We start from the raw sequence: 22464 nt of genomic DNA, 5'->3' as shown, positions 1-22464 counted from the left end.
GAACGCCTCGCCTCCGGGCCGATCGACTGTCTGAAAACTGCTGGTTACGGCAGGGAGCGGTGCCGGTAATACGCGGCGGTGGACGGCGACAGCGGGTCCTTCCCGAGGATGAGGTCGGCCGCCTTTTCCGCGATCATCATGACGGGCGCGTAGATGTTGCCGTTGGTGATGTAGGGCATCACCGACGCGTCGACGACACGCAGCCCCTCCACCCCGTGCACCCGCATGCTGGCCGGGTCCACGACGGCCATCTCGTCGGTGCCCATCTTGCAGGTGCATGACGGATGCAGCGCGGTCTCGCCGTCCTTGGCGACCCAGGCGAGGATCTCCTCGTCGGTCTCGACGGAGGGTCCCGGCGAGATCTCCCCGCCGTTGTAGGGGGCCATGGCGGGCTGGTTGAGCAGCTCGCGGGCGACCCTGACGGCCTCGACCCACTCGCGGCGGTCCTGCTCGGTGGACAGGTAGTTGAAGCGCAGCGCGGGGTGCTCGGCCGGGTCCTTGCTCTTGATCTTCACCGAGCCGATGGCGTCGGAGTACATGGGCCCGACGTGCACCTGGTAGCCGTGTCCGCCGGCGGGCACGGAGCCGTCGTAGCGGACCGCGACGGGCAGGAAGTGGAACATCAGGTTGGGGTAGGCCACGTCCTCGTTGCCGCGGACGAAGCCGCCCGCTTCGAAGTGGTTGGTCGCGGCGGGGCCCGTACGGAAGAGCCACTGCAGGCCGATGAAGGGGGCGCGCCACTTCGCGAGGTACGGCTGCATGGACACGGGCTGCTTGCAGGCGTACTGGATGTACACCTCCAGGTGGTCCTGGAGGTTCTCGCCGACGCCCGGCAGGTCGTGTACGACGTCGATGCCGAGCTCGCGCAGTTCCTCGGCGTTGCCGACGCCCGAGAGCTGGAGCAGTTGCGGGGAGTTGATCGCGCCTCCGCAGAGGATGACTTCGCGGGCATGTACCCGCTGGGGTCTGCCGCGGCCACGCCGGTACTCGACGCCGACGGCCCGCTTGCCTTCGAAGAGGACGCGGGTGACCAGGGTGTGCGTCTTGATCGTGAGGTTGGGGCGCTTTCGCGCGGGCTTGAGATAGGCCTTGGATGCCGACATGCGGCGGCCGCGGTGGACGTTGCGATCGAACCTGGCGAAACCTTCCTGCCGGTAGCCGTTCACGTCGTCGGTGGGAGCGTGGCCCGCCTCCTCGGTGGCCTTCAGGAAGGCCTCGAAGAGCGGGCTGGCCCCCGGGCCGCGTTCCAGGACGAGAGGGCCGTCGTGACCGCGGAACTCGTCGTCCGGGTCGGCGGCGAGACAGTTCTCCATCCGCCGGAAGTACGGCAGGCAGTGCGCGTAGTCCCAGGTACTCATGCCCGGGTCGGCCGCCCAGCGCTCGTAGTCCATGGGGTTGCCGCGCTGGAAGATCATGCCGTTGATGCTGCTGGAACCGCCCAGCACCTTGCCTCGCGCGTGGTACACGCGCCGGCCGCCCATGTGGGGCTCCGGTTCGGACTCGTACTTCCAGTCGTAGAACCGGCTGCCGATCGGGTAGGTCAGTGCCGCGGGCATGTGGATGAAGACATCCCAGGGGTAGTCGGACCTGCCCGCCTCCAGGACCAGCACCCGGTTGCCGGGGTCCGCGGAGAGCCGGTTGGCCAGCGCACTGCCGGCCGATCCACCACCGACGATGACGAAGTCGTACTGCACGTGAGCCATGGGGCCTCGCCTCGGTCGCGCCGTAGAGAATGCGCGGCATGCTAGTACTTGTATCTCTATGTGCACCAGGTTGCGAGCCACGCAACTTCTGCAGTGTCATGCCAAGCCCGTGACCTGCACAGCTTTCGGCTATGTTTAACGCCCGTATAGTTGCGTTGTGAGCAACTACCATGCAGATTCCGAGACGACAACTGCGCCGACCGGTGGCGTGCAGTCCGTCGACCGCGCCATCACCGTGCTGGAGATCCTGGCCCAGCGTGGCGAGGCCGGTGTCAGCGAGGTGGCCGCCGAGATCGATGTGCACAAGTCCACCGCGTTCCGGCTGCTCGGCGCCCTGGAGGTGCGCGGGCTGGTGGAGCAGGCAGGCGAGCGCGGCAAGTACCGCCTCGGTTTCGGCATCGTCCGCCTCGCCGGCGCGGTCACCGAGCGCATCGACATCACCCAGCAGAGCCGCCCGGTCTGCGAGCGTCTCGCGGAGGAGATCGGCGAGACCGTGAACCTCGCCGTGATGCAGGAGCGTTACGCGATCAACCTGTACCAGGTGCGCGGTCCGGGTGCTGTCACGGCGTTCAACTGGGTCGGCCAGCTGACGCCGCTGCACGCCACTTCCAGCGGCAAGATCCTGCTGGCCCACATGCCGGCGAAGGAGCGTGCCGCGCTGCTGTCGGAGATCGGCCTGAAGAAGGTGACCCCCCGCACCCTGACCGCGAAGACGAAGCTCGAGAAGAACCTCGCCGAGGCGCTCGAGCGTGGCTACTCCTGGACCCTGGAGGAGTTCGAGGTGGGGCTGCACGCCATGGCCGCCCCGGTCCGCAACAGGGACGGAGAGGTCATCGCCGCGCTCAGCGCCTCCGGACCGGCGTACCGGCTCACCGAGGACCGTATGCACGAGCTGGCACCGGTGCTGGTCAAGGGCGCGGACGAGATCAGCCACCGCATGGGCTACCTGGGCTGATCCCGCCGCGCCGCCTTCGACGGGCGCCCTGCCCACCAAGGGCCGGCCCGCCGTGAACCGCCGCTACTGTGGCCGCCCCGCGCCCAGACGCTCCTGGACGAAGGCGTGGAACTCACCGATGTGATGCTCGCTGGGCACGAGGACGCCGCCCTTGGTGTACAGCCGGGAGCTCATCGCGGGCTGACAGCGCTCGCACGCGTCGAAGTCCTGCCGGTTGACGCGGTCGAAGAGCTCCACCGACCGGCTGACGTCCTTGCCGCTCTCGACGACGTGCTTGAGGTAGAGCCAGTCGCACTCGACGATGGTGCGGTCCGCGGCGACCGGGTACATCCGGTGGAAGATCACATGGTCGGGCACGAGGTTGATGAACACCTGCGGCCGGACGGTGATCGCGTAGTAACGGCGGTCCTGGTCCTCGGTGACGCCTGGAATGCGGTCGAGGCCTTCGGAACCGTCGATGGTGAAGCCCTTGGCCTCGGGGCCGAACTCCGCGCCGTGTCCCACGTAGTACTGGGCGGCGTATCCGTCGGCGAACTCGGGGAGCACCTCGGTCAGCTCGGGGTGGATCGTCGCGCAGTGATAGCACTCCATGAAGTTCTCGACGATGAGTTTCCAGTTCGCCTTCACGTCATAGACGATCCGTTCACCGACTTCGAGGTTGTCGATGTCGTAGTGCTCGATCGACTCCGTGTCGCCCAGGCGCGCGACCACATCCCCCACGACCTCGTCGAAAGGGGGCGGGTTCTCTGCGAGGCACACCCACACATAGCCGAGCCATTCCCGCGTGGCCACCGTTGCCAGGCCGTACTCGGTGCGGCTGATGTCGGGCATCTTGGTGAGGTTGGGTGCCGCGACAAGTTTGCCCGTCAGGTCGTAGGTCCAGGCGTGATAGGGACACTGGAAGGCACGTTTGACCTCGCCGGTCTCCGCAGTGCAGAGCTTGGCTCCGCGGTGCCGGCAGACGTTGAAGAAGGCACGTATGGAGTTGTCCCGTGCCCGGGTGATCAGGATGCTCTCGCGGCCCACCTCGACGGTCCGGAAGGCACCCGGCCTGGCGAGGTCGGCGGAGCGCACGGCGCAGAACCACATCGCCTCGAAGATGTGTTCCTGCTCCCGGGCGAAGATCTCGGGATCCGTGTAGGAGGAACCGGGGAGGGTGGCGATCAGGCTTTCCGGCAGGCCGGTCGAGGTCACAGTGCACTCCTCGGGGATACGTCGTGGATCGGGCATGCACGCGCCGGGAAGAGCGACACCGGACGTCGTTGGGTGATGAGCAGCGCGGCTCCGTACAACAGCGGCCGTGAGGGCGAGGTCTACGCCCCTGTCAGGGCGCCTTGGCCGCGAGCTGCTTACGCCAGCGCATGAACAGCCGCGGCTGGTTCATCCCGAGTACGGCGACCGGGTGTCCGGCACGCCGGTAGACGGCCAGGACGTTGCGATCGTCCGCGGTGCCCTCCTCTATCGTCACGCTGTCGGCGCGGGCCGCGTTGCCGGCGAACTGGATCTTCACGCCGTACTGGTCGGACCAGAAGTACGGAGGCCGGGGTAGGCCCGGTTCGGATTCGCCCCAGGACAGCAGGGCGGCCACGGCCGCGTCGGGGCGTTCGCGGGCTCCGGTCCAGTGCTCGACGCGGCGGTGCGTGCCTGCGCGCGGGTCGTACCAGGAGGCGCAGTCGCCGACCGCGACCACCCCGGCCACGCTGGTACGGCCGTCCGCACCGCACTTGACGCCGTCGTCGAGTTCGACACCGGATCCGGCCAGCCACTCGACGCAGGGACGGGCCCCGACACCCACGACCACGATGTCGGCGGGGATGCTCCGGCCGTCCTCCATCAGGACTGCGTCGACGCGGTTCTCGCCGCTCAGCCCCTTGACGCCCACGCCGCACAACAGGCGTACGCCGTGGTCCGCGTGGAGAGCGGAGACGATGCGCCCCATGGCCGCACCGAGCGGACCGGCCAGTGGTGTGGGCGCCGCCTCGACGATGGTCACGTCGAGGCCGAGAGCGTAGGCGGTGGAGGCGACCTCGGCACCGATGAAGCCGCCGCCGATCACGACCAGGCGTCCGCCCCGGGCCAGTTCGTCCCGCAGGGCGCGGGCGTCGTCCAGTGTGCGCAGGGTGTGCACACCGGCCAGTCCGTCCATGCCGGGCAGGGTCCGGGCGGCGGCGCCGGTAGCGATGACGATGCCGTCGGCCCGCACCTCCCTGCCGTCGGCGAGCCGCACGGCGCGGGGCGTGGCGTCGAGTCCGGCGGCGCGGGCTCCGAGCAGCCACTCCGCTTGCAGGTCCTCGTCGTCCGGCTCCAGTGCGAGATCGGCTTCGCCGATGCCGCCGGCCAGGAACTCCTTGGACAGTGGCGGCCTGTCGTACGGGCGATGGACTTCGTCGCCGATGACGACCAGCCGTCCGTCGTATCCCTGTTTCCGCAACGAGCGCGCCGCCGACAGACCGGCCAGCGACGCGCCCACCACGGCCACGGTCCTCACGCGACGCCCCCCACGAGCCGGGCGGCGATGCAGGGAGGCAGGTTCGGAGCTGCCGTGGACAGCCGGACGTAGATCATGCCGTCCTCGACGAAGACCTCGTGCGTGCGCACCGGGAGCTTGGCCGGCGGGGCGTCGACGGCTCCCGTCTTGAGGTTGAACTTCGAGGCGTGCAGCGGGCATTCGACCTCACAGCCCTCCAGCCAGCCGTCGGCGAGCGAGGCGTCCTGGTGGGTGCATGTGTCGTCGATGGCGAAGAGTTCGCCGTCGTCGGTGTGGAACACCGAGACCGGCGGGTCGATGTCGAGCCTGTGGGCCTCGCCTCGGGGCAGATCCACGAGACGGCACGCGGCAATCATCATGACACCTCGGTGCGTATAGCGGAACGGATTGCGGTGAACGCAACGCCAGTTTGAGGGCGCCCACAAACCCTTGTCAAGGAGTTCACGGGTCACCTGACGCCCCTATTTTGTGTTGCGAAGGGCGCAACTCCCTGCGTGATAAGAAACGCAGGTCAGAGGCGGGCACCCCTCAGAACTGGGGCGTCGGCAGCGGCGTCGCCGCGGATTCGAGGCCCCACCGAGCGGTCACGCGTACCGCGTCGGCCGTCGAGGCGACGTCGTGGACGCGCACGCACCAGGCGCCCTGCGCGGCGGCCAGGACCGACACCGCGGACGTGGCCGCGTCCCGAAGGTGCGCGGGGCGGGGCCGCCCCGTCTCCGGGTCCGCGAGCAGGTGCCCCAGAAAGGACTTCCGCGCCGCACCCACCAGGACCGGCCGGCCGAGCGCGGCGACCTCCCGGAGACGGCCGAGCAGCCGCCAGTTGTGCTCGGCGTGCTTGGCGAAACCGAGCCCCGGGTCGACGATGAGACAGTCCCCCGGAACCCCGGCGTGCAGGGCCGCTTCGACTCTCGCCCGCAACTCGTCGACCACGTCGGTGACGACGTCGTCGTACACGGCGTTCGCCTGCATCCCCGCGGAATGCCCGCGCCAGTGCATGAGCACGTAGGGCGTGCCTGCCCGCGCGATCAGCGGCAGCATCGCCGGGTCGGCGAGCCCGCCGGAGACGTCGTTGACCAGAGCGGCGCCGGCCTCGACGGCGTGGGCGGCGACCTCGGCCCGCATCGTGTCGACGCTGACCGTCGCGCCCGCGGCGGCGAGTTCACGGACGACCGGCAGCACGCGCCGCATCTCCTCCTCGATGTCGGGACGCGCGGCGCCGGGGCGGGTCGACTCGCCACCCACGTCCAGGATGTCCGCGCCCTCGTCGAGCAGCGCGAGGCCGTGCGCGACGGCCCGTTCCGGGTCGAACCACCGCCCGCCGTCGGAGAACGAGTCGGGCGTGACGTTCACGATGCCCATCACCAGGGTCCGGCCGGGGCGGGGAAGACCTCGCGGATGGAGCGCGGGAGCGGCCTCGTCGGGCCGGGCGGCGGTACTCATGCGACTCGGAGCGGGTCGGCGAGGGGGCGCGCGGGAAGCATCATGGGACCTGTTGACCTCGTTGCGTATAGAGGAACAATGTGCGATTTGAGCAACGAGTGTGAGGACGGCCGCGCGGCACTGTCAAGGCAGGTGGAAGGCCCCGGCCTCCCCCCGCGGCCTCGACGCCAGGGTGAGCAGCCGAGAGGCCTTCAGTTCGGTCTCGTCCCACTCCCTCCCGGGGTCGGACCCCCAGGTGATGCCGGCGCCCGTTCCGAAGCGCAGCACCGGACCCGCCGGGGCGGCACGGTCGATCCAGAAGGTGCGGATGCCCACGGCCAGTTCACCGGTCCCCCGGTCGGCGTCGACCCAGCCGACGGCACCGCAGTAGGGGCCGCGGGGCGCGGTCTCCAGGGCGTCGATGATGCGCAGTGCGCTGGACTTGGGCGCGCCGGTCACGGAGCCCGGTGGGAAGGTCCCGGCCATCAGCTCGGGCCAGCCCGCGCCCTTCGCCAGTTCCCCGCGCACGGTGGAGACGAGATGCACCAGGCCCGGGTGCCGCTCGACGGCGCAGAGAGTGGGGACGGTCACGGATCCGGTGGCGCAGACCCGCCCCAGGTCGTTGCGGACCAGGTCCACGATCATCACGTTCTCGGCGTGGTCCTTGGGCAGCAGGTCGCCCGCGGTACGGCCCGTGCCCTTGATCGGTCCGGACTCCACGGTCCGGCCGGTGCGGCGCAGGAAGAGTTCGGGCGAGGCGGTGGCCACCTCGACGCCGTGCGCGGGAAGCCGGACCGTACCGGCGTAGGGCGCGGGGTTGCCGCGGGCGAGCAGCGCGGTCAACGCGTCGATGTCGGCGACGGCCGGGTCGGGCAGGGGTGCGGAGAGCACGCGGCAGAGATTGGCCTGGTAGACGTCGCCCGCCGCGATGTGCTCGCGGATGCGGCGCACGCCCGCGGTGTAGGCGGTGCGGTCGAGCGACGAGGTCCAGTCGCCGGCGACCGGGCCCCGCCATGCCCCGGTCTGCGGAGCGGGCACCGGCGCGGAACGCAGCCGGCCGAACCGCGCGCAGACCAGGCGGCCTTCGAAGTCCGCGACGACAGCCCAGAAGCCGGAGGAGGCCAGGGCGGCGGGATCGCCGGTGACATCAAGCAGATCAGCGGCGACGAGGCCGCCGAAGCGGGCCATCGGGGCGGGAGCGTGCACGGCGGTTCGTCCAGGGCCGACGGGGCGAATGGTCCTTGGTCATGACGGTCGTTCCTGGCCACGACGGCCGGGGGCGGCCACGACGGCCGGGGGCACGGCCACGACGGCCGGGGGCGCGGCCACGACGGCCGGGGGCACGGCCACGACGGCCGGGGGCACGGCCACGACGGCCGGGGGCCCCGGCCTGCCGGCCAGGTACACGGGCATACCGGCGGGCTCGTCGGCATGCCGGCCGGGGCTGGCCCTCGTTCGCGGGTCTCGCCCGGGGAGATATGCGGGCACTCGTGGCCCCGGTCGGCATGGCGGCGCCCCTGTCACCAGCCGCGGGCGGCCCACTCCTCCAGGTGCGGTGCTTCCGCCTCGACGGTCGTGGTCTCACCGTGTCCGGTGTGGACGACCGTCTCGCCCGGGAGGGTCAGCAGTCGGTCACCGATGGAGCCGATGATCGTGCCGAAGTCGCTGTACGAGCGCCCGGTCGCGCCGGGGCCTCCGGCGAACAGCGTGTCACCGCTGAACAGTGCGCCCAGTTCCGGTGCGTACAGGCACACGGCACCCGGGGCGTGTCCGGGTGTGTGGAGGACACGCAGGCCGATGCCCGCCACCATGAGTTCCTCACCGTCGGCGAGCGGGCCGTCGGGCCGCCGACCAGGGTGCACCATCTTCCACAGCACCTGGTCGTCAGGGTGCAGGAGAATGGGCGCGCCCGTGGCCAGAGCGACGTCCGGCGCGGCGCGCACATGGTCGTCATGGGCGTGGGTGCACACGATGGCCGACAGACGACGGTCACCGACGGCCGCCAGGACGGCGTCGGAGTCGTGCGCCGCGTCGATGACGACCACCTCGTCGTCGTCACCGATGATCCAGACGTTGTTGTCGACGTCCCAGGTCCCCCCGTCGAGACTGAACGTCCCGCTGGTGACGAGGTGTTCGATGCGCGGTGCGCCGGCCATCACAGCACCACCACCGAGCGCAGCACGTCGCCGCGGTGCATCTTCTCGAACGCCTCCTCCACGTCACCGAGGCCGATGGTCTCGGAGACGAACGCGTCCAGGTCGAAACGGCCTCCCAGATACAGGTCGATGAGGGCCGGGAAGTCGCGCGAGGGCAGGCAGTCGCCGTACCAGCTGGACTTCAGCGAGCCACCCCGCCCGAAGACGTCGAGCAGGGGCAGCTCCACCTTCATCTCCGGGGTGGGCACGCCGACCAGCACGACCGTGCCGGCCAGGTCGCGGGCGTAGAAGGCCTGCCGGTACGTCTCGGGGCGGCCGACCGCCTCCACGACGACGTCCGCGCCGAAGCCGCCCGTCAGCTCGCGCACCGCTTCCACGACGTCGCCCTTGGCCCCGTCGACCGTGTGGGTGGCCCCCATGGCCATGGCCCGGTCCAGCTTGCGCTGGTCGATGTCGACGGCGATGACCTTGCTCGCTCCGGCCAGCCTCGCCCCCGCGACGGCGGCCATTCCGACGCCGCCGCAGCCGATGACGGCGACGGAGTCGCCCCGGCCGACGGCGCCGGTGTTCACGGCCGCGCCGAAGCCGGCCATGACGCCGCACCCGAGCAGACCGGCTGCCGCCGCCGAGGCCGCAGGGTCCACCTTGGTGCACTGACCTGCGGCGACCAGCGTCTTCTCCGCGAACGCGCCGATGCCGAGTGCCGGCGAGAGCGGGGTGCCGTCGAGCAGCGTCATCGGTTGTGTCGCGTTGTGGGTGGCGAAGCAGTACCAGGGTTTGCCCTTGCTGCAGGCCCGGCACTGGCCGCACACCGCACGCCAGTTCAGGATGACGAAGTCGCCGGGCTCGACGCCGGTGACTCCCTCCCCGACCGCTTCGACGCGACCTGCCGCCTCGTGCCCCAGAAGGAAGGGGAAGTCGTCGTTGATCCCGCCCTCGCGGTAGTGGAGATCGGTATGACAGACGCCGCACGCCTCGACCTTGACCAGCGCCTCACCCGGACCAGGATCCGGGACGACGATCGTCTCGACGGAGACGGGTGCGCCCTTCTTCCGGGCGACGACGGCACGAACCTCGTGAGCCATGAGCTTCTCCTCAAGCGGGATACCCTCGCGAGTGCGTTGCCTCATCAGATACACGCACCGCTATACGCAACTGAGCATCGTGGAGGAGCACGCCGAGGGTCAAGGGGTTGGCACCAACCGGGTCGGCTCGGCCGGATCCGTCGGAACCAAGGGGCTCATCACTGGCGCACATGAGGGACCGCGTCCCTCGGACACTCCGGGGATGCGGCCCTCACCTTCGTCCGATTCCGGCCTAGTCGCGCTGCCCGGCCGGGCAGCTCAGCCCGCGGGCTGCGAGTCCGCCATGACCTCGGCCGGCCGTACACCGTCGTCCGGCCCCGGCTCGCCGACGGCGTCGGCAACGCCTTCCCGTTCCGCCGACGGGGCGGGGACCGGCTCGGCGCGCAGCGCCTTCACGAGGGAGACGCACAGGCCGATCATCACGAAGAGGAACGGGAACGCGGCGATGATGGCCACCTGCTTGACCGCCTCCAGACCCCCGGCCAGCAACAGCACGGCCGCGACCAAACCGGTCAGCGCGCCCCAGAGGATCACGACGAGGCGACCGGGGGCCATGCTGCCCCGGCAGGAGAGCATGCCGAGGACGACGGATGCCGCGTCCGCGCCGCTCACGAAGAACAGGCCGACCAGAATGATCACCAGAACCGAGGTGACAGGGAACCAGGGAAGGTTCTGCAGGGTGGCGAACAGGCCCGCTTCCTCGCCCTTGGCGACCGCCGCGGCCAGGTGACCGCCGTGCATCTCCTGGTTCAGGGCGGTCCCGCCGAGGATCGCGAACCACACGGCACTCACCAGGCTCGGCGCGATGATCACACCGACGATGAACTCCCGAATGGTGCGGCCACGGGAGATCCGGGCGATGAAGGTCCCGACGAACGGCGTCCAGGAGATCCACCACGCCCAGTAGAAGACCGTCCAGCCGGAGAGCCATTCGCCGCCGCCGAAGGCACCCGTCGTGAAACTCATCTTCGGCAGCGAGGCCAGATAGCCGCCCAGCGCCTCGGTCTGGCTCTCCAGGATGAACACCGTGGGGCCCACCACGAAGACGAAGAGCAGCAGGACGGCGGCGAGGATCATGTTGCCGTTGCTCAGCCACTGGATACCGCGGTGCACGCCGGAGAGGGCGGAGATCACGAACAGGACGGTGAGGACCGCGATGATCGAGACGGCCAGCACGGTGGAGTCGGGGACGCCCCAGACCTCTTTCAGGCCTCGGTTGACCTGGAGCGCGCCCAGCCCGAGGGAGACGGCGGACCCGAAGAGGGTGGCGAAGATCGCCAGGATGTCGATGGACTTGCCCAGCGGTCCGTCCACCCGGTCGCCGAGCAGCGGCCGGAAGGCGGAGCTGATCAGGCCGTTGCCACTCTTGCGGAAACCGAAGTAGGCGAGCGCCAGCCCGGCGACGGCGTACATCGCCCAGGGGTGGATCGCCCAGTGGAAGTACGAGTACTCCAGCGCCAGGCGGGCGGCGTCCTCACTGCCCGCCTTCGCGGCGCCCGGTGGCGGGTCGGCCATATGCATGATCGGCTCGCTCGCCCCGTAGAACATGAGGCCGATCCCCATGCCGGCGCTGAACATCATCGCCACCCAGGACGCGGTACTGAACTCCGGGCGCTCACCGTCTCTGCCGAGCCGGATGGAGCCGAACCGACTGAACGCGAGCACCGTCGCCAGCACCACGAACCCGGAACTCGTCAGGACGAACAGCCAGCCGAAGTTGTCGATGATCCGGTTCAGCGTCGTCTCGGCGACCGTGGCGAGATTGTCGGTGAAGAACACCCCCCAGGCGACGAACAGGGCGGACAGCGTGACAGATATATAGAGGACGGCCGGATCCACCCGTGCGAGGGCCGATGTCGTTTTCTTCGTCGTCGCGGTACTCATCCGCAGCCTTCCGACAGGGGACGGGGGTGGCGGGTCTGCATCCCTGCGAGTGCACCGCTCGCGGCGGTGCGCAACACGCAACTTCGAGCTCGATGTGCAACACAGTTCCTGTCGCGTCCCGGTGCGTCAACCCCCTGTGCCGAGCCCGCGTCGAGCACACCGTTGCCCCGTGGGTCGGCAGTCACGCCGCAGGCCGCCTGGAACCTGGTTGGCCCCGGCGGCTCCGTATCGGACCTCAGCGCCGGGGCCGACGCCCGCACACTCAGACCGAACATCAGGACACCCAAGGGGAGATGGGCCGACGGGACGTGCGCGATGCCGAGCGCGTATGACGCTCCCCCGGGCATGCAGCGGGCGGCAGGGGTACATGGACCCAAACCGTCGTGCTCTCATCCAAAGGCTGCCAGAAGTTCGCGCTCCCTGTCCGGGGCGAGTCCCGCGCGGCGCGGCCGGTGCAGTCCCCGTTCGCGTTCCCAACGCAGCGCGTCGGCAAGGAGGTCGGTACGGGAGCGGTGGCGCAGGCCCGCGGTGGTGGCGGCAGATCCGTCGCGCGCCGCCCAGCCCTCCCATCCCGGTTCCACCACCCACATGGGCAGTGAGTCGGGGCCCATGTACTGGGCCACTCCGTGCGCGAGGAGCAGCTGGGACGCGACGGCGACGACCGGCCCGGTGTGTCCGCCGACGCTTCGGGACAGCTCGACCCACTCCGCGAAGGGCACAGTCGGGCCGACCGTGTTGTAGGTGCCCGTGGTTCGGCGTTGCGCGGCGTCGAGGAGCCACGTCGCCAGGTCGCGCGCGTCGATGGTCTGCGTCGGGACCCTCGGGGTGTCCGGGACGAGTAGCGGTGCCTGGGGGGCACGGGCGGCGCGGGCGACCCAGTAGCCGGAGCGGTCGCTGGGGTCGCCGGGCCCGCCGATGAGTCCGGCACGTGCGATCAGGAGGCGGTCGGCCAGGGCCGTGCGGGTGAGCGTTTCGCAGGCGGACTTGGCCTCGCCGTACCGGTCACGGTCGACCTCTTCGTGGTCTGTGGGGGGCAGCAGGGCGGCGGACTCGTCAGCACCGGGCTCACCGTGGGAGGCGTATGCGCTGACCGAGGAGACGTAGATCCAGTGACGTGCCCGTGCGCCCAGGGCCGCAACCGCTCTCCGCACGAAGCCGGGTTGCCAGGACACTTCGAGCACGGCGTCCCATTCCCGGCCGGGCAGGGACGCGTACGCGGCGGGGTCTCGCCGATCCGCGGCCACCAGGCGTGCGCCTTCCGCCACGGGGCCGCTGTCGCCACGAGCCAGGCATGTCACGCGGTGGCCCCGGTCCAGGGCCTGCCGGGACACTTCACGCCCCAGCCAGGCCGTACCGCCGAGGACCAGGATCTCCATGCGCTCCATAGTGGAACTCAATCAGCACGGACCGATCACACCAAGAGGCTTCTGCCGTGGGCAGAGCCGTCGCAGCCCGCGCTCTCCTGCCCGCCGACTCGCCCTGGCGCGGGACGTCCCTCCCACCCGCCGTGCTCGCCGGGCATCGAGTCCTTCGCCGGCACGGTGGTGCGTCCGCGGTTCTGGCCCGAGGGGCTCGACCACGCCGGCAAGCGTGTCGTCGTGATCGGCAGCGGCGCGACCGCGATCACGGTGGTCCCCGCGATGGCGCGCGACGCGGCGAAAGTGCCCCGGTGCCGCTCCTCGCCGAGGGCAACCAGGCCAAGACCGCCGCCGCCCCGCTGTCGGTGATCCTCTCCGCCGACGCCGAGTTCCACGACGACCTGCCGCGTCTCTCCCCCGCCTTCCCAGCGGCCAAGGACGCGTTCTTCTCCGAGCGTCCGGTCCGCGAGCAGTCGGCCGTGCTGAACGCCGCGATGCAGTCGGCGTACTTCATCCTCGGCATCCGTGCCATGGGTCTGGCCGCCGGTCCCATGAACGGCATCGACCACGCCGGCATCCAGAAGGAGTTCCTCGACGGGGACCACCTCCCGCTGATGGTCGTCAACATCGGCAAGCCCGCCATCGACGGCCACTTCCCGCGTTGCCCACGCCTGGACTTCTCCGAGGTCAGCACGACCCTCTGACCCACGCCTCACGGGTGCCCCGGGACGACGGGTTTCGAGGCACCGCCCGGCGGCCGTCCCAGCACCGGAGTCCGGGGCGGCGCCGCCCCTCCTGAGGACCGCCCCGGCCGTCGCTGATCCCCGCCGCACCAGCCTGACCATCCACACACCAACCGCTCGCCCACGCACCGTCGAGGTCGATCCCGGGAGCGTCGGAGTCGAGCGCCGAGCGGGGTGGGAGCATGCCGCGGCCGGGTGCGAAGCTCTCGAAGCAGCGCGTGGACATGCGCGACCCTCCGGACGATCGGGGATGTTGCGCGACCGTGGTATCGAAACGTTCTTGCGGGAAGCGCCTCAGCTCTCCGCACCCGTCACCCTTGGGCCGCGATCGGCCCCGAACCCTTGCGATGCCACGGGCCGGGCGTTGTCCGTCGCGGTCTGGGCGGCTCGGATGCTGCGCGGGGCCGCTCCGAGTTCGCGGCGACAGGCCTTGTTGAAGGCCTGGAGGTCGGGAATTCCGACGGAGGCGGCAACGGCGGGGATGGTCAGCGTGGTGGCCCGCAGGAAGTGGCGCGCCCGCTCCATCCGCCGGGCTCGGATGTAGCCGACGACCGTCTCCCCGGTGGCGGCGCGGAACAGCCGGGTCAGGTGGTTGTGCGAGACGCCCGCCGCCTTCGCGATCTCGGACACGGTCAGCGGCTCGGCCAGCCGGGTCTCGATCAGTGCCACCGCCGCCACGACGGCGGGATGGGCGGCCTGTGTGTCCCGCGTCGTCGGCGGGGCGAGCTGGGCGACCCGCCAGAGCGCCGCCCACACCTCGGCCGCCGCCCGCGCCGCCGTGTTCGGCCAGACAGCCAGCGCCTGCCGCAACTGCGCTGTGAGCAGCGGCAGTTCCGGCCCCGCGTCCTGGATCACCGGGACGCTTCGGGGCGTGCCGGACGAGCTCAGGCGCAGGTGGACGTAGAGGTGCTCGGAGCGGCCCCGGTAGCGATAGCGGACCTCCGTGCCGGGGGGAACGAGGCTGACCCTGCCGGGGCTGATCGGGTGCGGGGTGCCGTTCACCGTCAGGTCGGCCTCATAGCCGTAGAGATGGAGCTGCCACAGGTCAGGCAGCAGAAACTCGTCCACCTGGCCTGCGGGGCCGTGCACGCCGATTCCGACGGCGGCGAGAGCGGGAGGCTCGTCGAGATGGACGAGGGCCGTGTGCATGGGCAGGTGTTCTACCACGACGTCCGTAGGTGCGCACCGGGATCGCCGTACCCGACTCCCTTTCCGGTCTTCGTGGTGAGAATCGACCAGTGGAGGGTGAACGTGACCCACGCGGCGAGCGGCGGGCGGTGCCTAGCGTGGCGGTCATGGAGAAGAGGCAGGAGTTGCTCAGCTCGGTCGAGATGGCGCGCTTCGTGGCGCACGGGTCGCTGCGACTGGACGCGGTGGTCCCCGCGGAGATGAACGCCGAGGGCCTGGCGGTGCTTGCGGACGGGGTGCCGCCCGTGCCGTACGGTACGCCGCTGCCGGAGGCGTACGCGGCGGATTCGTTCGTCCGCGGGTTGCTGGACGTTCCGCGGGTTGCGGGGGCTCTGCGCAGCCTGGTGGGCCGGGAGCCGACGGTGGACCACCACTTCGTCCACGTCCGCGAAGCCCGTGGCGGGGACGCGCAGCCGCTGCACGGGGACGCCGTCATCGATGTCCGGCCGGACGCCTTCGACGTGCAGTTGATGTACTACCCGCAGGCGGTGACGCTCGAGATGGGGGGCACCCTCAGCGTGCCGGGTAGCCACCTGCGCCGCATCAACGAGTCCGACACCGGCCGCTACCAGAACCTGCGCGGCCAGAGCCGGCTGGTCTGCCCGGCCGGCACGGTGGTGTTTCTGCACCACGGCCTCTGGCACGCCGGCAGGCGCAACGACAGCGACACGGCCCGCTACATGTTCAAGATCCGCTTCAATCCCGCGGTCCGCCAACAGCGCTTGTGGGACACCTCGGACCTGGACGACCCGCAGGTGACCCGGGAACTGGACGTGACGTTCCCCTGGTACGAACCGGCCACGGGACGTCTGGAGCGGTACAACCGCATCCTGCTGTGGCGGGCACTGACCGGCGACGACTCCTTCGACATCGACTACTGGGTGACCAGGGTCTCCAACCGCCCGCAGGAGGCCGTGGCATGACGAGCGAACTCATGGCCCGCACCCACTCCCCGCAGACGGAACTCACCCCGGTGCTGCGGCAACAGGTGCTGGTGCTGTACCTGGCCAACTCCGCCCTGGACTCCCACGTCGTCGGATGGTCGCTGTACGACGGCACCGGCCGCACCTCACCCACTACGGGCGACAGTGACGAACCGCCGTACGAGTCGGGAATGGCGGCGCTGCGGGACGGCTGGCGGCTGATCCAGGCAGCTCAGCTGATCCCGCCGTATCCGGGCCACGAGTACGACGTCTCCTTCCTCAAGCACGAGTTCTTCTTCGAACGGATCGTCGACATGGCTGCAGGGCATCCGTAGGCATTCTCCAGGAGCAGAGGTACTACTGGTTCGGCTGGAACCGCAACGCCGCCAACACCTTCAAGGCCGTCTCCGCCTACCGCTCGACGGACCTGAAGACCTGGGAGTTCAGGAATGACGTCCTGACCCGGGCCAGCGCCCCCGAGCCGGCGGTCGTCACCATTCGGGGGCTGGGTGCCCTCCGGGGGCAGCGCGCCCGGGCCCGGTGTGTCCATTGACGCCGAGGCCGGCACGGTCACCGGCACGGGCGGCGGCCCCTACTACAACCTGGTGGCCCGGCACAGCGGCAAGTGCCTCGACGTGAAGGACGCATCCACCCCCAACGGCGGCCGCCTCATCCGGTGGCCCTGCGGCACCGGCACCAGTCAGCAGGTCCAACGGCGCGCGGCGTGAGGGCAGCCCTGCCGCCCGGCACGCCCCGACACCTTGGCCGCCGTCGACCGTCCCAGCTCATCGTCACCGCAAGCAATGCCATCGATTCACAGGAGTGGGCCATGTCCTCACCAAGAATGTCTCGTCGTACGTTTCTCGGTGCTGCGGGAGCGGCGACCGCCGCGACCGCGCTGCCGCTCGTCCCCGGCTTCTCCGGCCTTCTGTCGCAGGCGAACGCCGCAGACACACAGACGAACCTGAGCAGGATGGTCGACATGCGGTTCGGCATGTTCAACCACTTCAGTTTGGGCACGTTCACCAACGAGGAGTGGGCGGAACCCAACCAGAGCCCCGCCCTCTTCGCTCCCCCGAGTGTCAACTGCGCGCAGTGGGCCGACGCGGCGGCCGCCGCGAAGATGAGCTACGGCATCCTGACCACCAAGCACCATGACGGCTTCGCCCTGTGGCCGAGTGCCTATGGCACTCAGAACGTCGCGAACAGCTCCTACAAGCACGACGTCGTCCAGGCATACTGCGACGCCTTCCGCGCGAAGGGGCTGAAGGTCGGGTTCTACTACTCGATCTGGGACCGCACCTTCGGCGTCGAGGCATGGGAGAGCCGGCACAAGGTGAGCGGGCTCCAGATCACCGATGCCATCCAGCCCAGCCACATGACTTTCATGCTCGGTCAGATCCGCGAGCTGCTCACCGACTACGGCACCATCGACATGTTCATGACCGATGGTTATGCCTGGCAGATGGGGCAGCAGGCCGTCTCCTACCAGCGGATCCGTTCGCTGGTGAAGGAGCTGCAGCCGGACTGCGTCATGATCGACATCGGCGGACTGTCGGAGCCCTTCCTCAGCGACGCGATCTTCTTCGAGGAGCCGCTGGGCGTCACGGCGCCGACGGGCAACACCTACGCCGGCATGCAGGGGCAGACCATCAGCAACGGCTGGTTCTGGCACCCTTCCACCCCGACCGAGAGCCTCATGAGCAAGGCCGCGATCCTCTCGCACCTGGCCGATCTGGAACCGAAGTACACCTCGTTCATCCTCAACTGCCCGCCCAACCGCAACGGCCTGCTGGACACCAACGTGGTCAACCGGCTTGCCGAGGTCGGCGCGGCATGGAGCCCCGACACCTCCAGGCCGCCGCTGCCCACCCAGTTGCTGCGCGCCGAGCACCCCGTCACACCGGTCAACGCGTACGCCACCGGTTTCCACACCGGCGAGGGTCCCCTCCACGCCATCGACGGACTCAGCGACGTCCGCTACGAGACCTGCTGGTCGACCTGGGGGCTGTCGCTGCCGCAGTCCATCACCATCGACCTGGGCGGTGTGTGGAGCAACGTCTCGACCCTGGAGTACCTGCCCAAGCAGTGGAACCGCAACAACTCCACCGACGGTGACATCACCTCATACACCATCCTGACCAGCACCGACGGGGTCAACTTCACCCAGGTCGCCACCGGCACCTGGGCCGGCGACAAGAAGACCAAGCTGGTCGAGTGGCCCAACCGGAACGTGGGCTTCGTACGGATCCAGGTCAACGCGGCCGCCGGCGGCTACGCCAACATCAGCGGTGTCAGGATCGGCGGCCGGTCGGTCAAGCCCGCGCTGGTGTCCACCGCACTCCCCGGCGACGGCACCGTCTACCGCCTGGTCGCCCGGCACAGCGGCAAGGCCGCCGACGTGGAGGGCCGGCGCACCACCGACAACACCAAGGTCCTGCAGTGGTCCTGGCTCAACCAGACGAACCAGAAGTGGACCTTCACCAAGACCGGCGACGGCTACTACAAGATCAAGGGTGTGGCCAGCGGCAAGCTCCTGGAGGTCCAGGGTCTCTCCCGCGCGGACGGCGGCACTGTGGGCATCTGGGGGGACGCCAGCGCCCCCCAGCAGCACTGGGCCGTCACACCCACCGGCGACGGACACTACTTCCTCATCAACCGCTACAGCGGGCTCTCCCTCGCCGTCGACGAGGGCAGCACCACCAACGGAGCCGCCATCGAACAGCAGCCGTACGCGGCGCGGACCGAGCAGCAGTGGCAGATCATCCCCTCCTGACCCTTCTCTCCGCCCCTCTCCTCGGCCTGTTGTGAGGAGGAGAGGGGCGGCCCTCTGCGGGCGCGGGGCGGTTGGGCACTCCGGCCCGCCCGCAGAACGCGCGCGTGCCTGATTTCCCGTCAGCGTCCACACGTACTGCGTCGGGCTTCGCCCAAGACCTCCACTCTCATCGAGGCACCCGCAGAAAGTCGGGGAACGCACAGGTCCGCTGTTCTCGCACGGCTGTCGGCGATACTGGTCGCCGCCTGCCTGCTGTTCACCGCCCAGGTCGTGACCGCACCCGAGCGGGCCGCCGCGGCCGATCCCGGCTACCTGATGGACGCACTTCACCGGGGACGGGGCGACCGGTCAGCAGAGTCGCGCCCGCACCGCTGAGGGAGGCCACCGGGCGTCCGGTCGGCTGGACGAGTGCCGCGGCGGCGAGTGTCTGCGCCAGGACGGCCAGTCGGCAAGCCTGCCAGATCAGACGGCACAGCCGACGCGATGGGGCGCACTCGTCCGTGGAGCGCGGGATCCGCCGGGATCCGTCCCTCGGTCCTGCCGAGCGGGACCGGCCCCCGGCGGTCACTCACCGCTTCAGCAGGTCACGACAGCGGCGGGTAGGCGTTCTGGATCAGCTGCCGGAACTGGGTGGAGAACCAGTGCCCGGCCAGCGGCGAGTTCGGCAGTGAGCCCGGGGGGGGGTGTTGCCGTTGCGCGGGTTGCCGCCGTACGTCGGGTCGCACGTCCGGTCGAAGCCCTTGCCCTCGTCGTTGGGGACGGGGGGCTGGTTGGCGATGCGGCTGCCGCCGGGCTCGGCGGCGGCCTTGGCGGACCACTCGGGGTTCACGTACACCTCGGCGCCGGTGTAGGGGTTGCCGCACCAGGAACGGGAGCGCTCCCAACCCTGCGGTGCGGGGTGCCCGCCTGACCCGGTGCCGTTGCCGAAGTCATGTGCTCGATTGCCTCCGGCCGGTAAGATCGGTGATCTCGTGGGGGAGGTGGTCATGGGCAGGCGACGCCCGGGGACACCGACGCTGGAGGAGGTGGCCGCCCACGCGCAGGTGGGTCGAGGCACGGTCTCCCGCGTCATCAACAACGCGGCGGGAGTGAAGGAGTCGACGCGTCGGGCCGTACAGCGGGCCATCGACGAGCTGGGTTACGTGCCCAACCTCGCGGCCCGTTCCCTGGCCGGGCGGCGGGCCGACGCCGTCGCCCTGGTCATGACGGAGCCGGACTGGCGGCAGTTTGCGGAGCCCTTCTTCTCCGAGATCGTCAGCTCGCTCGGCGACGCACTGACGGACACCGGAATACAGCTGCTGCTGACCCTGGTCCGCTCCGAAGCCGAGCGGCAGCGCTTCCTCGAGTACGCCCGCGGCGGACGGGTCGACGGTGTCCTGCTGATGTCCGTGCACGCCGGTGATCCGCTGCCGGACATGCTCGCCGAGGCCCGGATGCCGACCGTGCTGCTGGGGCGCCGCTCGGGCGACGAGTACGTCAGCTACGTCGACGCGGACAACATCGGCGGAGCCCGCAGCGCCGTCTCCCATCTTCTGCAACGGGGCCGCAGAGTCATAGCCACCATCACCGGGCCGCTCGACCTGTACGCCGCCCAGTGCCGACTGCGCGGCTACCAGGAGGCTCTGGCGTCGGCGGGCCTGGAAAGCGAGCAGACCCGTGTCGCCGAGAGCGACTTCACGGCGGACAGCGGACGCCGCGCCATGGCCGAGCTCATCGGACGGCATCCGGACATCGACGGTGTGGTCGCCGCGTCGGACACCACCGCCGCAGGGGCTCTGGAGGCGCTGCGCGCGGCCGGGCGCCGGGTGCCGGAGGATGTCGCCGTGATCGGCTTCGACGACTTTCCGCTGGCTCAGCGGACCGAGCCACGGCTGACCACGGTACGCCAGCCGATCGAGGAGATCGGTCGTGCCATGGTCCGACTCCTCCTGGAGGAGATGGAGGAAGGTGCCGTGGCCTGGCGTCACGTCATCCTCCGCACGGAGCTGGTGGTCCGCGACTCGACCTGACGTTCGCCGGCCAACTCCTCCGGACCGCACCGGAGTCGGGGCGCACTGTGTCTCGACGCCGTCGTCTGACCTGCGTCTCCGGAATCAGTGCCGACAGGTTCATGCCAGCAGTCTTGTCAGGGACCTGAAGCGTCCCTACAGTCCCTGCCGATCCCCAGAATTGGGAGCGCTCCCATTCACAAGTTCCCGGGAGCACTTCCATTACCCCCACCCCCCTCCTCGAAGAGGATCCGCATGCGTCCTTCACCCCACCATGCCCACAGCGCGCGTGGCCTGCTCGGCGCGCTGCTCACCTCGCTCGTCTCACTCGCCGCGCTGCTGACCGCGTCCTCGGTGGCGCAGGCCGACACCACGATCTGCCAACCCTTCGGTTCCACGACCATCCAGGGCCGCTACGTGGTGCAGAACAACCGCTGGGGCACCAACGCCACCCAGTGCATCGCCGTCACCGACTCGGGGTTCAGGATCACCCAGGCCGACGGCTCCGTCCCCACGAACGGCGCTCCGAAGTCCTACCCGTCCGTCTACAACGGCTGCCACTACACCAACTGCTCGCCCGGCACCAAGCTTCCCGCTCAGCTCAGCACCATCTCCTCCGCACCCTCGAGCATCTCCTACACCTACGTGAACGGCGCGGCGTACAACGCCTCGTACGACATCTGGCTCGACCCCACGCCCCGCACCGACGGCGTGAACCGGACCGAGATCATGATCTGGTTCAACAAGGTCGGACCCATCCAGCCCATCGGCTCCCCGGTCGGCACCGCCACCGTGGCCGGGCGCGAGTGGCAGCTGTGGTCCGGCAGCAACGGCTCGAACGATGTGCTGTCGTTCGTCGCACCGTCGGCGATCACCAGTTGGTCCTTCGACGTCATGGACTTCGTCCGGCAGACCGTGTCCCGGGGACTCGCGCAGAACAACTGGTACATGACGAGTGTTCAGGCGGGGTTCGAGCCCTGGCAGAACGGTACGGGCCTCGGCGTGAACTCGTTCTCCTCCACGGTCAACACGGGCTCCACCGGTGAGCCCGGCGGCCCCGGCAACCCCGGCGGCTCCTCGGCCTGCAAGGTGGCCTACACGACGAACGTCTGGCAGGGCGGCTTCACCTCCGACGTCGCCATCACCAACACCGGCTCGTCCCCTGTCAGTGGCTGGAAGCTCGCGTTCACCCTCCCCTCCGGGCAGCGGATCACCAACGCCTGGAACGCGAACCTGTCCGGGTCGTCAGGAGCTGTCACGGCGAGCAACGTGGCTCACAACGGAGAGGTGCCGGCCGGCGGCCGGGCGACCTTCGGGTTCCAGGGAACCTCCGACGGCGCCTCCGCCAAGCCCTCCGGCTTCAGCCTGAACGGCACCGCCTGCACCACCGAGTGACACGCACCCACCCTCCGGGGCTCTGCCTTCAGCCCCTTGCAGAGCAGTGAGCCACGAGCCAGTGTCGCCGGTCCTCCGAGCGTTCCGTTCGGAGGAGCGGCAACGGTCGGTGGCGGGGTCAGTGCCGGGCGAACTGGACCCGCGTCGGCTGCACGGCGTCCGGCCGCACGGCGATCCCGTTGATGGTCAGCCGTTCGCCGTAGATGTCGGTGAGCCTGATCTCGCCGCCGCACCCGCTGCCGTCGGGAGAGAGGAAGTAGTTGTAGTCGGTGCGGGTCAGTCGGCGCCAGCCGCCGCCGGCACGGACCTCCAGCCGAGCGAGCGGGTTGCGGTGGCCGATTGCCTGAATGCCGCACCAGTAGGGGCTGGATCCGTCCGCACACAGGAACTCCGCGCCGGTGTC

19 protein-coding genes and 4 pseudogenes are annotated in these 22464 nt (G+C 69.9%); 9 read left to right on the top strand and 14 right to left on the bottom strand.

Going from position 1 to position 22464, the window contains the following annotated elements:
• Window positions 1-44: 44 nt before the first annotated feature.
• Entirely contained in the window at window positions 45-1703 is a 1659-nt protein-coding gene (betA, locus tag ACZ6TU_RS28225) for a choline dehydrogenase (RefSeq protein ID WP_469551902.1), read from the bottom strand.
• A 208-nt stretch (window positions 1704-1911) separates the two neighbouring features.
• Between betA and ACZ6TU_RS28220 the strand changes: the two genes are divergently transcribed.
• A complete protein-coding gene (locus ACZ6TU_RS28220; RefSeq protein ID WP_467677711.1) occupies window positions 1912-2658 on the top strand; it encodes an IclR family transcriptional regulator in 747 nt (248 codons plus the stop codon).
• A gap of 63 nt (window positions 2659-2721) precedes the next feature.
• Here the strand turns inward: ACZ6TU_RS28220 and ACZ6TU_RS28215 are convergent, their stop codons facing one another.
• The 10 genes from ACZ6TU_RS28215 to ACZ6TU_RS28170 form a co-directional block, all read right to left on the bottom strand.
• Window positions 2722-3852: an aromatic ring-hydroxylating oxygenase subunit alpha gene (locus ACZ6TU_RS28215; protein WP_467677379.1), complete on the bottom strand. Its 1131-nt coding sequence runs from the start codon at window positions 3850-3852 to the stop codon at window positions 2722-2724.
• A gap of 130 nt (window positions 3853-3982) precedes the next feature.
• Window positions 3983-5146, bottom strand: coding sequence for an NAD(P)/FAD-dependent oxidoreductase (locus ACZ6TU_RS28210; protein ID WP_469551900.1), 1164 nt, complete (start codon window positions 5144-5146; stop codon window positions 3983-3985).
• Window positions 5143-5505, bottom strand: a complete 363-nt coding sequence (locus tag ACZ6TU_RS28205) for a bifunctional 3-phenylpropionate/cinnamic acid dioxygenase ferredoxin subunit (protein ID WP_193478672.1) — start codon at window positions 5503-5505, stop codon at window positions 5143-5145. Before ACZ6TU_RS28205 ends, ACZ6TU_RS28210 begins: the two co-directional genes overlap by 4 nt.
• A 169-nt stretch (window positions 5506-5674) precedes the next feature.
• Window positions 5675-6586, bottom strand: a complete 912-nt coding sequence (folP, locus tag ACZ6TU_RS28200) for a dihydropteroate synthase (RefSeq protein WP_469551898.1) — start codon at window positions 6584-6586, stop codon at window positions 5675-5677.
• A gap of 123 nt (window positions 6587-6709) precedes the next feature.
• Window positions 6710-7771, bottom strand: a complete 1062-nt coding sequence (locus ACZ6TU_RS28195; protein ID WP_467677373.1) for a chorismate-binding protein — start codon at window positions 7769-7771, stop codon at window positions 6710-6712.
• A 39-nt stretch (window positions 7772-7810) separates the two neighbouring features.
• Complete coding sequence (locus tag ACZ6TU_RS28190; RefSeq protein WP_469551896.1) at window positions 7811-7978, bottom strand: hypothetical protein; 168 nt, start codon at window positions 7976-7978, stop codon at window positions 7811-7813.
• A gap of 107 nt (window positions 7979-8085) precedes the next feature.
• The gene (locus ACZ6TU_RS28185) at window positions 8086-8721 is read right to left on the bottom strand and encodes an MBL fold metallo-hydrolase (RefSeq protein ID WP_467677371.1); all 636 of its coding nucleotides are present in this window, start codon (window positions 8719-8721) and stop codon (window positions 8086-8088) included.
• Complete coding sequence (locus tag ACZ6TU_RS28180) at window positions 8721-9806, bottom strand: S-(hydroxymethyl)mycothiol dehydrogenase (protein WP_467677369.1); 1086 nt, start codon at window positions 9804-9806, stop codon at window positions 8721-8723. The genes ACZ6TU_RS28185 and ACZ6TU_RS28180 overlap by 1 nt, the downstream gene beginning before the upstream one ends.
• A 258-nt stretch (window positions 9807-10064) precedes the next feature.
• Window positions 10065-11690: a BCCT family transporter gene (locus ACZ6TU_RS28175; RefSeq protein WP_469551894.1), complete on the bottom strand. Its 1626-nt coding sequence runs from the start codon at window positions 11688-11690 to the stop codon at window positions 10065-10067.
• Window positions 11691-12079: 389 nt separating this feature from the next.
• The gene (locus tag ACZ6TU_RS28170; protein WP_467677365.1) at window positions 12080-13066 is read right to left on the bottom strand and encodes an NAD-dependent epimerase/dehydratase family protein; all 987 of its coding nucleotides are present in this window, start codon (window positions 13064-13066) and stop codon (window positions 12080-12082) included.
• Between the two features lie 302 nt (window positions 13067-13368).
• Here ACZ6TU_RS28170 and ACZ6TU_RS28165 point away from each other — a divergent pair.
• A pseudogene (locus ACZ6TU_RS28165) lies at window positions 13369-13752 on the top strand (nitroreductase family protein); the annotation flags it as partial.
• Window positions 13753-14085: 333 nt separating this feature from the next.
• Here the strand turns inward: ACZ6TU_RS28165 and ACZ6TU_RS28160 are convergent.
• Window positions 14086-14940, bottom strand: coding sequence for a helix-turn-helix transcriptional regulator (locus tag ACZ6TU_RS28160; RefSeq protein ID WP_469551892.1), 855 nt, complete (start codon window positions 14938-14940; stop codon window positions 14086-14088).
• Between the two features lie 146 nt (window positions 14941-15086).
• Here ACZ6TU_RS28160 and ACZ6TU_RS28155 point away from each other — a divergent pair, with 146 nt between their 5' ends.
• From ACZ6TU_RS28155 to ACZ6TU_RS28135, 5 genes and pseudogenes are all read left to right on the top strand, one after another.
• Window positions 15087-15902 (top strand): phytanoyl-CoA dioxygenase family protein, encoded by an 816-nt coding sequence (locus tag ACZ6TU_RS28155; protein ID WP_469551891.1) that lies wholly within the window; start codon window positions 15087-15089, stop codon window positions 15900-15902.
• A complete protein-coding gene (locus tag ACZ6TU_RS28150) occupies window positions 15899-16237 on the top strand; it encodes a hypothetical protein (protein ID WP_469551890.1) in 339 nt (112 codons plus the stop codon). The genes ACZ6TU_RS28155 and ACZ6TU_RS28150 overlap by 4 nt, the downstream gene beginning before the upstream one ends.
• A 20-nt stretch (window positions 16238-16257) precedes the next feature.
• Window positions 16258-16401: pseudogene (locus ACZ6TU_RS28145) on the top strand (beta-xylosidase); the annotation flags it as partial.
• 43 nt (window positions 16402-16444) lie between these two features.
• A complete protein-coding gene (locus ACZ6TU_RS28140; RefSeq protein ID WP_469551888.1) occupies window positions 16445-16630 on the top strand; it encodes an RICIN domain-containing protein in 186 nt (61 codons plus the stop codon).
• Between the two features lie 101 nt (window positions 16631-16731).
• Entirely contained in the window at window positions 16732-18678 is a 1947-nt protein-coding gene (locus ACZ6TU_RS28135; RefSeq protein ID WP_469551886.1) for an alpha-L-fucosidase, read from the top strand.
• Between the two features lie 584 nt (window positions 18679-19262).
• Here the strand turns inward: ACZ6TU_RS28135 and ACZ6TU_RS28130 are convergent.
• A pseudogene (locus ACZ6TU_RS28130) lies at window positions 19263-19531 on the bottom strand (cellulose 1,4-beta-cellobiosidase); the annotation flags it as partial.
• Between the two features lie 133 nt (window positions 19532-19664).
• Between ACZ6TU_RS28130 and ACZ6TU_RS28125 the strand changes: the two are divergent.
• Both ACZ6TU_RS28125 and ACZ6TU_RS28120 read left to right on the top strand, forming a co-directional pair.
• On the top strand, window positions 19665-20687 hold the full coding sequence (locus tag ACZ6TU_RS28125) for a LacI family DNA-binding transcriptional regulator (protein ID WP_467677353.1): 1023 nt from the start codon (window positions 19665-19667) through the stop codon (window positions 20685-20687).
• Window positions 20688-20921: 234 nt separating this feature from the next.
• Window positions 20922-22061 (top strand): glycoside hydrolase family 12 protein, encoded by a 1140-nt coding sequence (locus ACZ6TU_RS28120; protein ID WP_467677351.1) that lies wholly within the window; start codon window positions 20922-20924, stop codon window positions 22059-22061.
• 118 nt (window positions 22062-22179) lie between these two features.
• Here the strand turns inward: ACZ6TU_RS28120 and ACZ6TU_RS28115 are convergent.
• A pseudogene (locus ACZ6TU_RS28115) lies at window positions 22180-22434 on the bottom strand (expansin EXLX1 family cellulose-binding protein); the annotation flags it as partial.
• Window positions 22435-22464: the final 30 nt, after the last annotated feature.

The sequence above is a fragment of the Streptomyces sp. NPDC052064 genome (assembly GCF_055585925.1).
The sequence above is the reverse complement of the archived record's forward strand: the minus strand, read 5'-3'. Positions and strand labels throughout refer to the sequence as shown.

Excerpts from the sequence above, each read along its gene's own strand:
- ACZ6TU_RS28205 (WP_193478672.1), bottom strand. The coding sequence starts at position 5,505 with ATGATGATTGCCGCGTGCCGTCTCGTGGATCTGCCCCGAGGCGAGGCC.
- ACZ6TU_RS28175 (WP_469551894.1), bottom strand. The coding sequence starts at position 11,690 with ATGAGTACCGCGACGACGAAGAAAACGACATCGGCCCTCGCACGGGTG.
- folP (WP_469551898.1), bottom strand. The coding sequence starts at position 6,586 with ATGAGTACCGCCGCCCGGCCCGACGAGGCCGCTCCCGCGCTCCATCCG.
- ACZ6TU_RS28155 (WP_469551891.1), top strand. The coding sequence starts at position 15,087 with ATGGAGAAGAGGCAGGAGTTGCTCAGCTCGGTCGAGATGGCGCGCTTC.
- ACZ6TU_RS28170 (WP_467677365.1), bottom strand. The coding sequence starts at position 13,066 with ATGGAGATCCTGGTCCTCGGCGGTACGGCCTGGCTGGGGCGTGAAGTG.
- ACZ6TU_RS28125 (WP_467677353.1), top strand. The coding sequence starts at position 19,665 with ATGGGCAGGCGACGCCCGGGGACACCGACGCTGGAGGAGGTGGCCGCC.
- ACZ6TU_RS28120 (WP_467677351.1), top strand. The coding sequence starts at position 20,922 with ATGCGTCCTTCACCCCACCATGCCCACAGCGCGCGTGGCCTGCTCGGC.
- ACZ6TU_RS28190 (WP_469551896.1), bottom strand. The coding sequence starts at position 7,978 with ATGCCCGTGTACCTGGCCGGCAGGCCGGGGCCCCCGGCCGTCGTGGCC.
- ACZ6TU_RS28160 (WP_469551892.1), bottom strand. The coding sequence starts at position 14,940 with ATGCACACGGCCCTCGTCCATCTCGACGAGCCTCCCGCTCTCGCCGCC.
- ACZ6TU_RS28180 (WP_467677369.1), bottom strand. The coding sequence starts at position 9,806 with ATGGCTCACGAGGTTCGTGCCGTCGTCGCCCGGAAGAAGGGCGCACCC.
- betA (WP_469551902.1), bottom strand. The coding sequence starts at position 1,703 with ATGGCTCACGTGCAGTACGACTTCGTCATCGTCGGTGGTGGATCGGCC.
- ACZ6TU_RS28135 (WP_469551886.1), top strand. The coding sequence starts at position 16,732 with ATGTCCTCACCAAGAATGTCTCGTCGTACGTTTCTCGGTGCTGCGGGA.
- ACZ6TU_RS28185 (WP_467677371.1), bottom strand. The coding sequence starts at position 8,721 with ATGGCCGGCGCACCGCGCATCGAACACCTCGTCACCAGCGGGACGTTC.
- ACZ6TU_RS28150 (WP_469551890.1), top strand. The coding sequence starts at position 15,899 with ATGACGAGCGAACTCATGGCCCGCACCCACTCCCCGCAGACGGAACTC.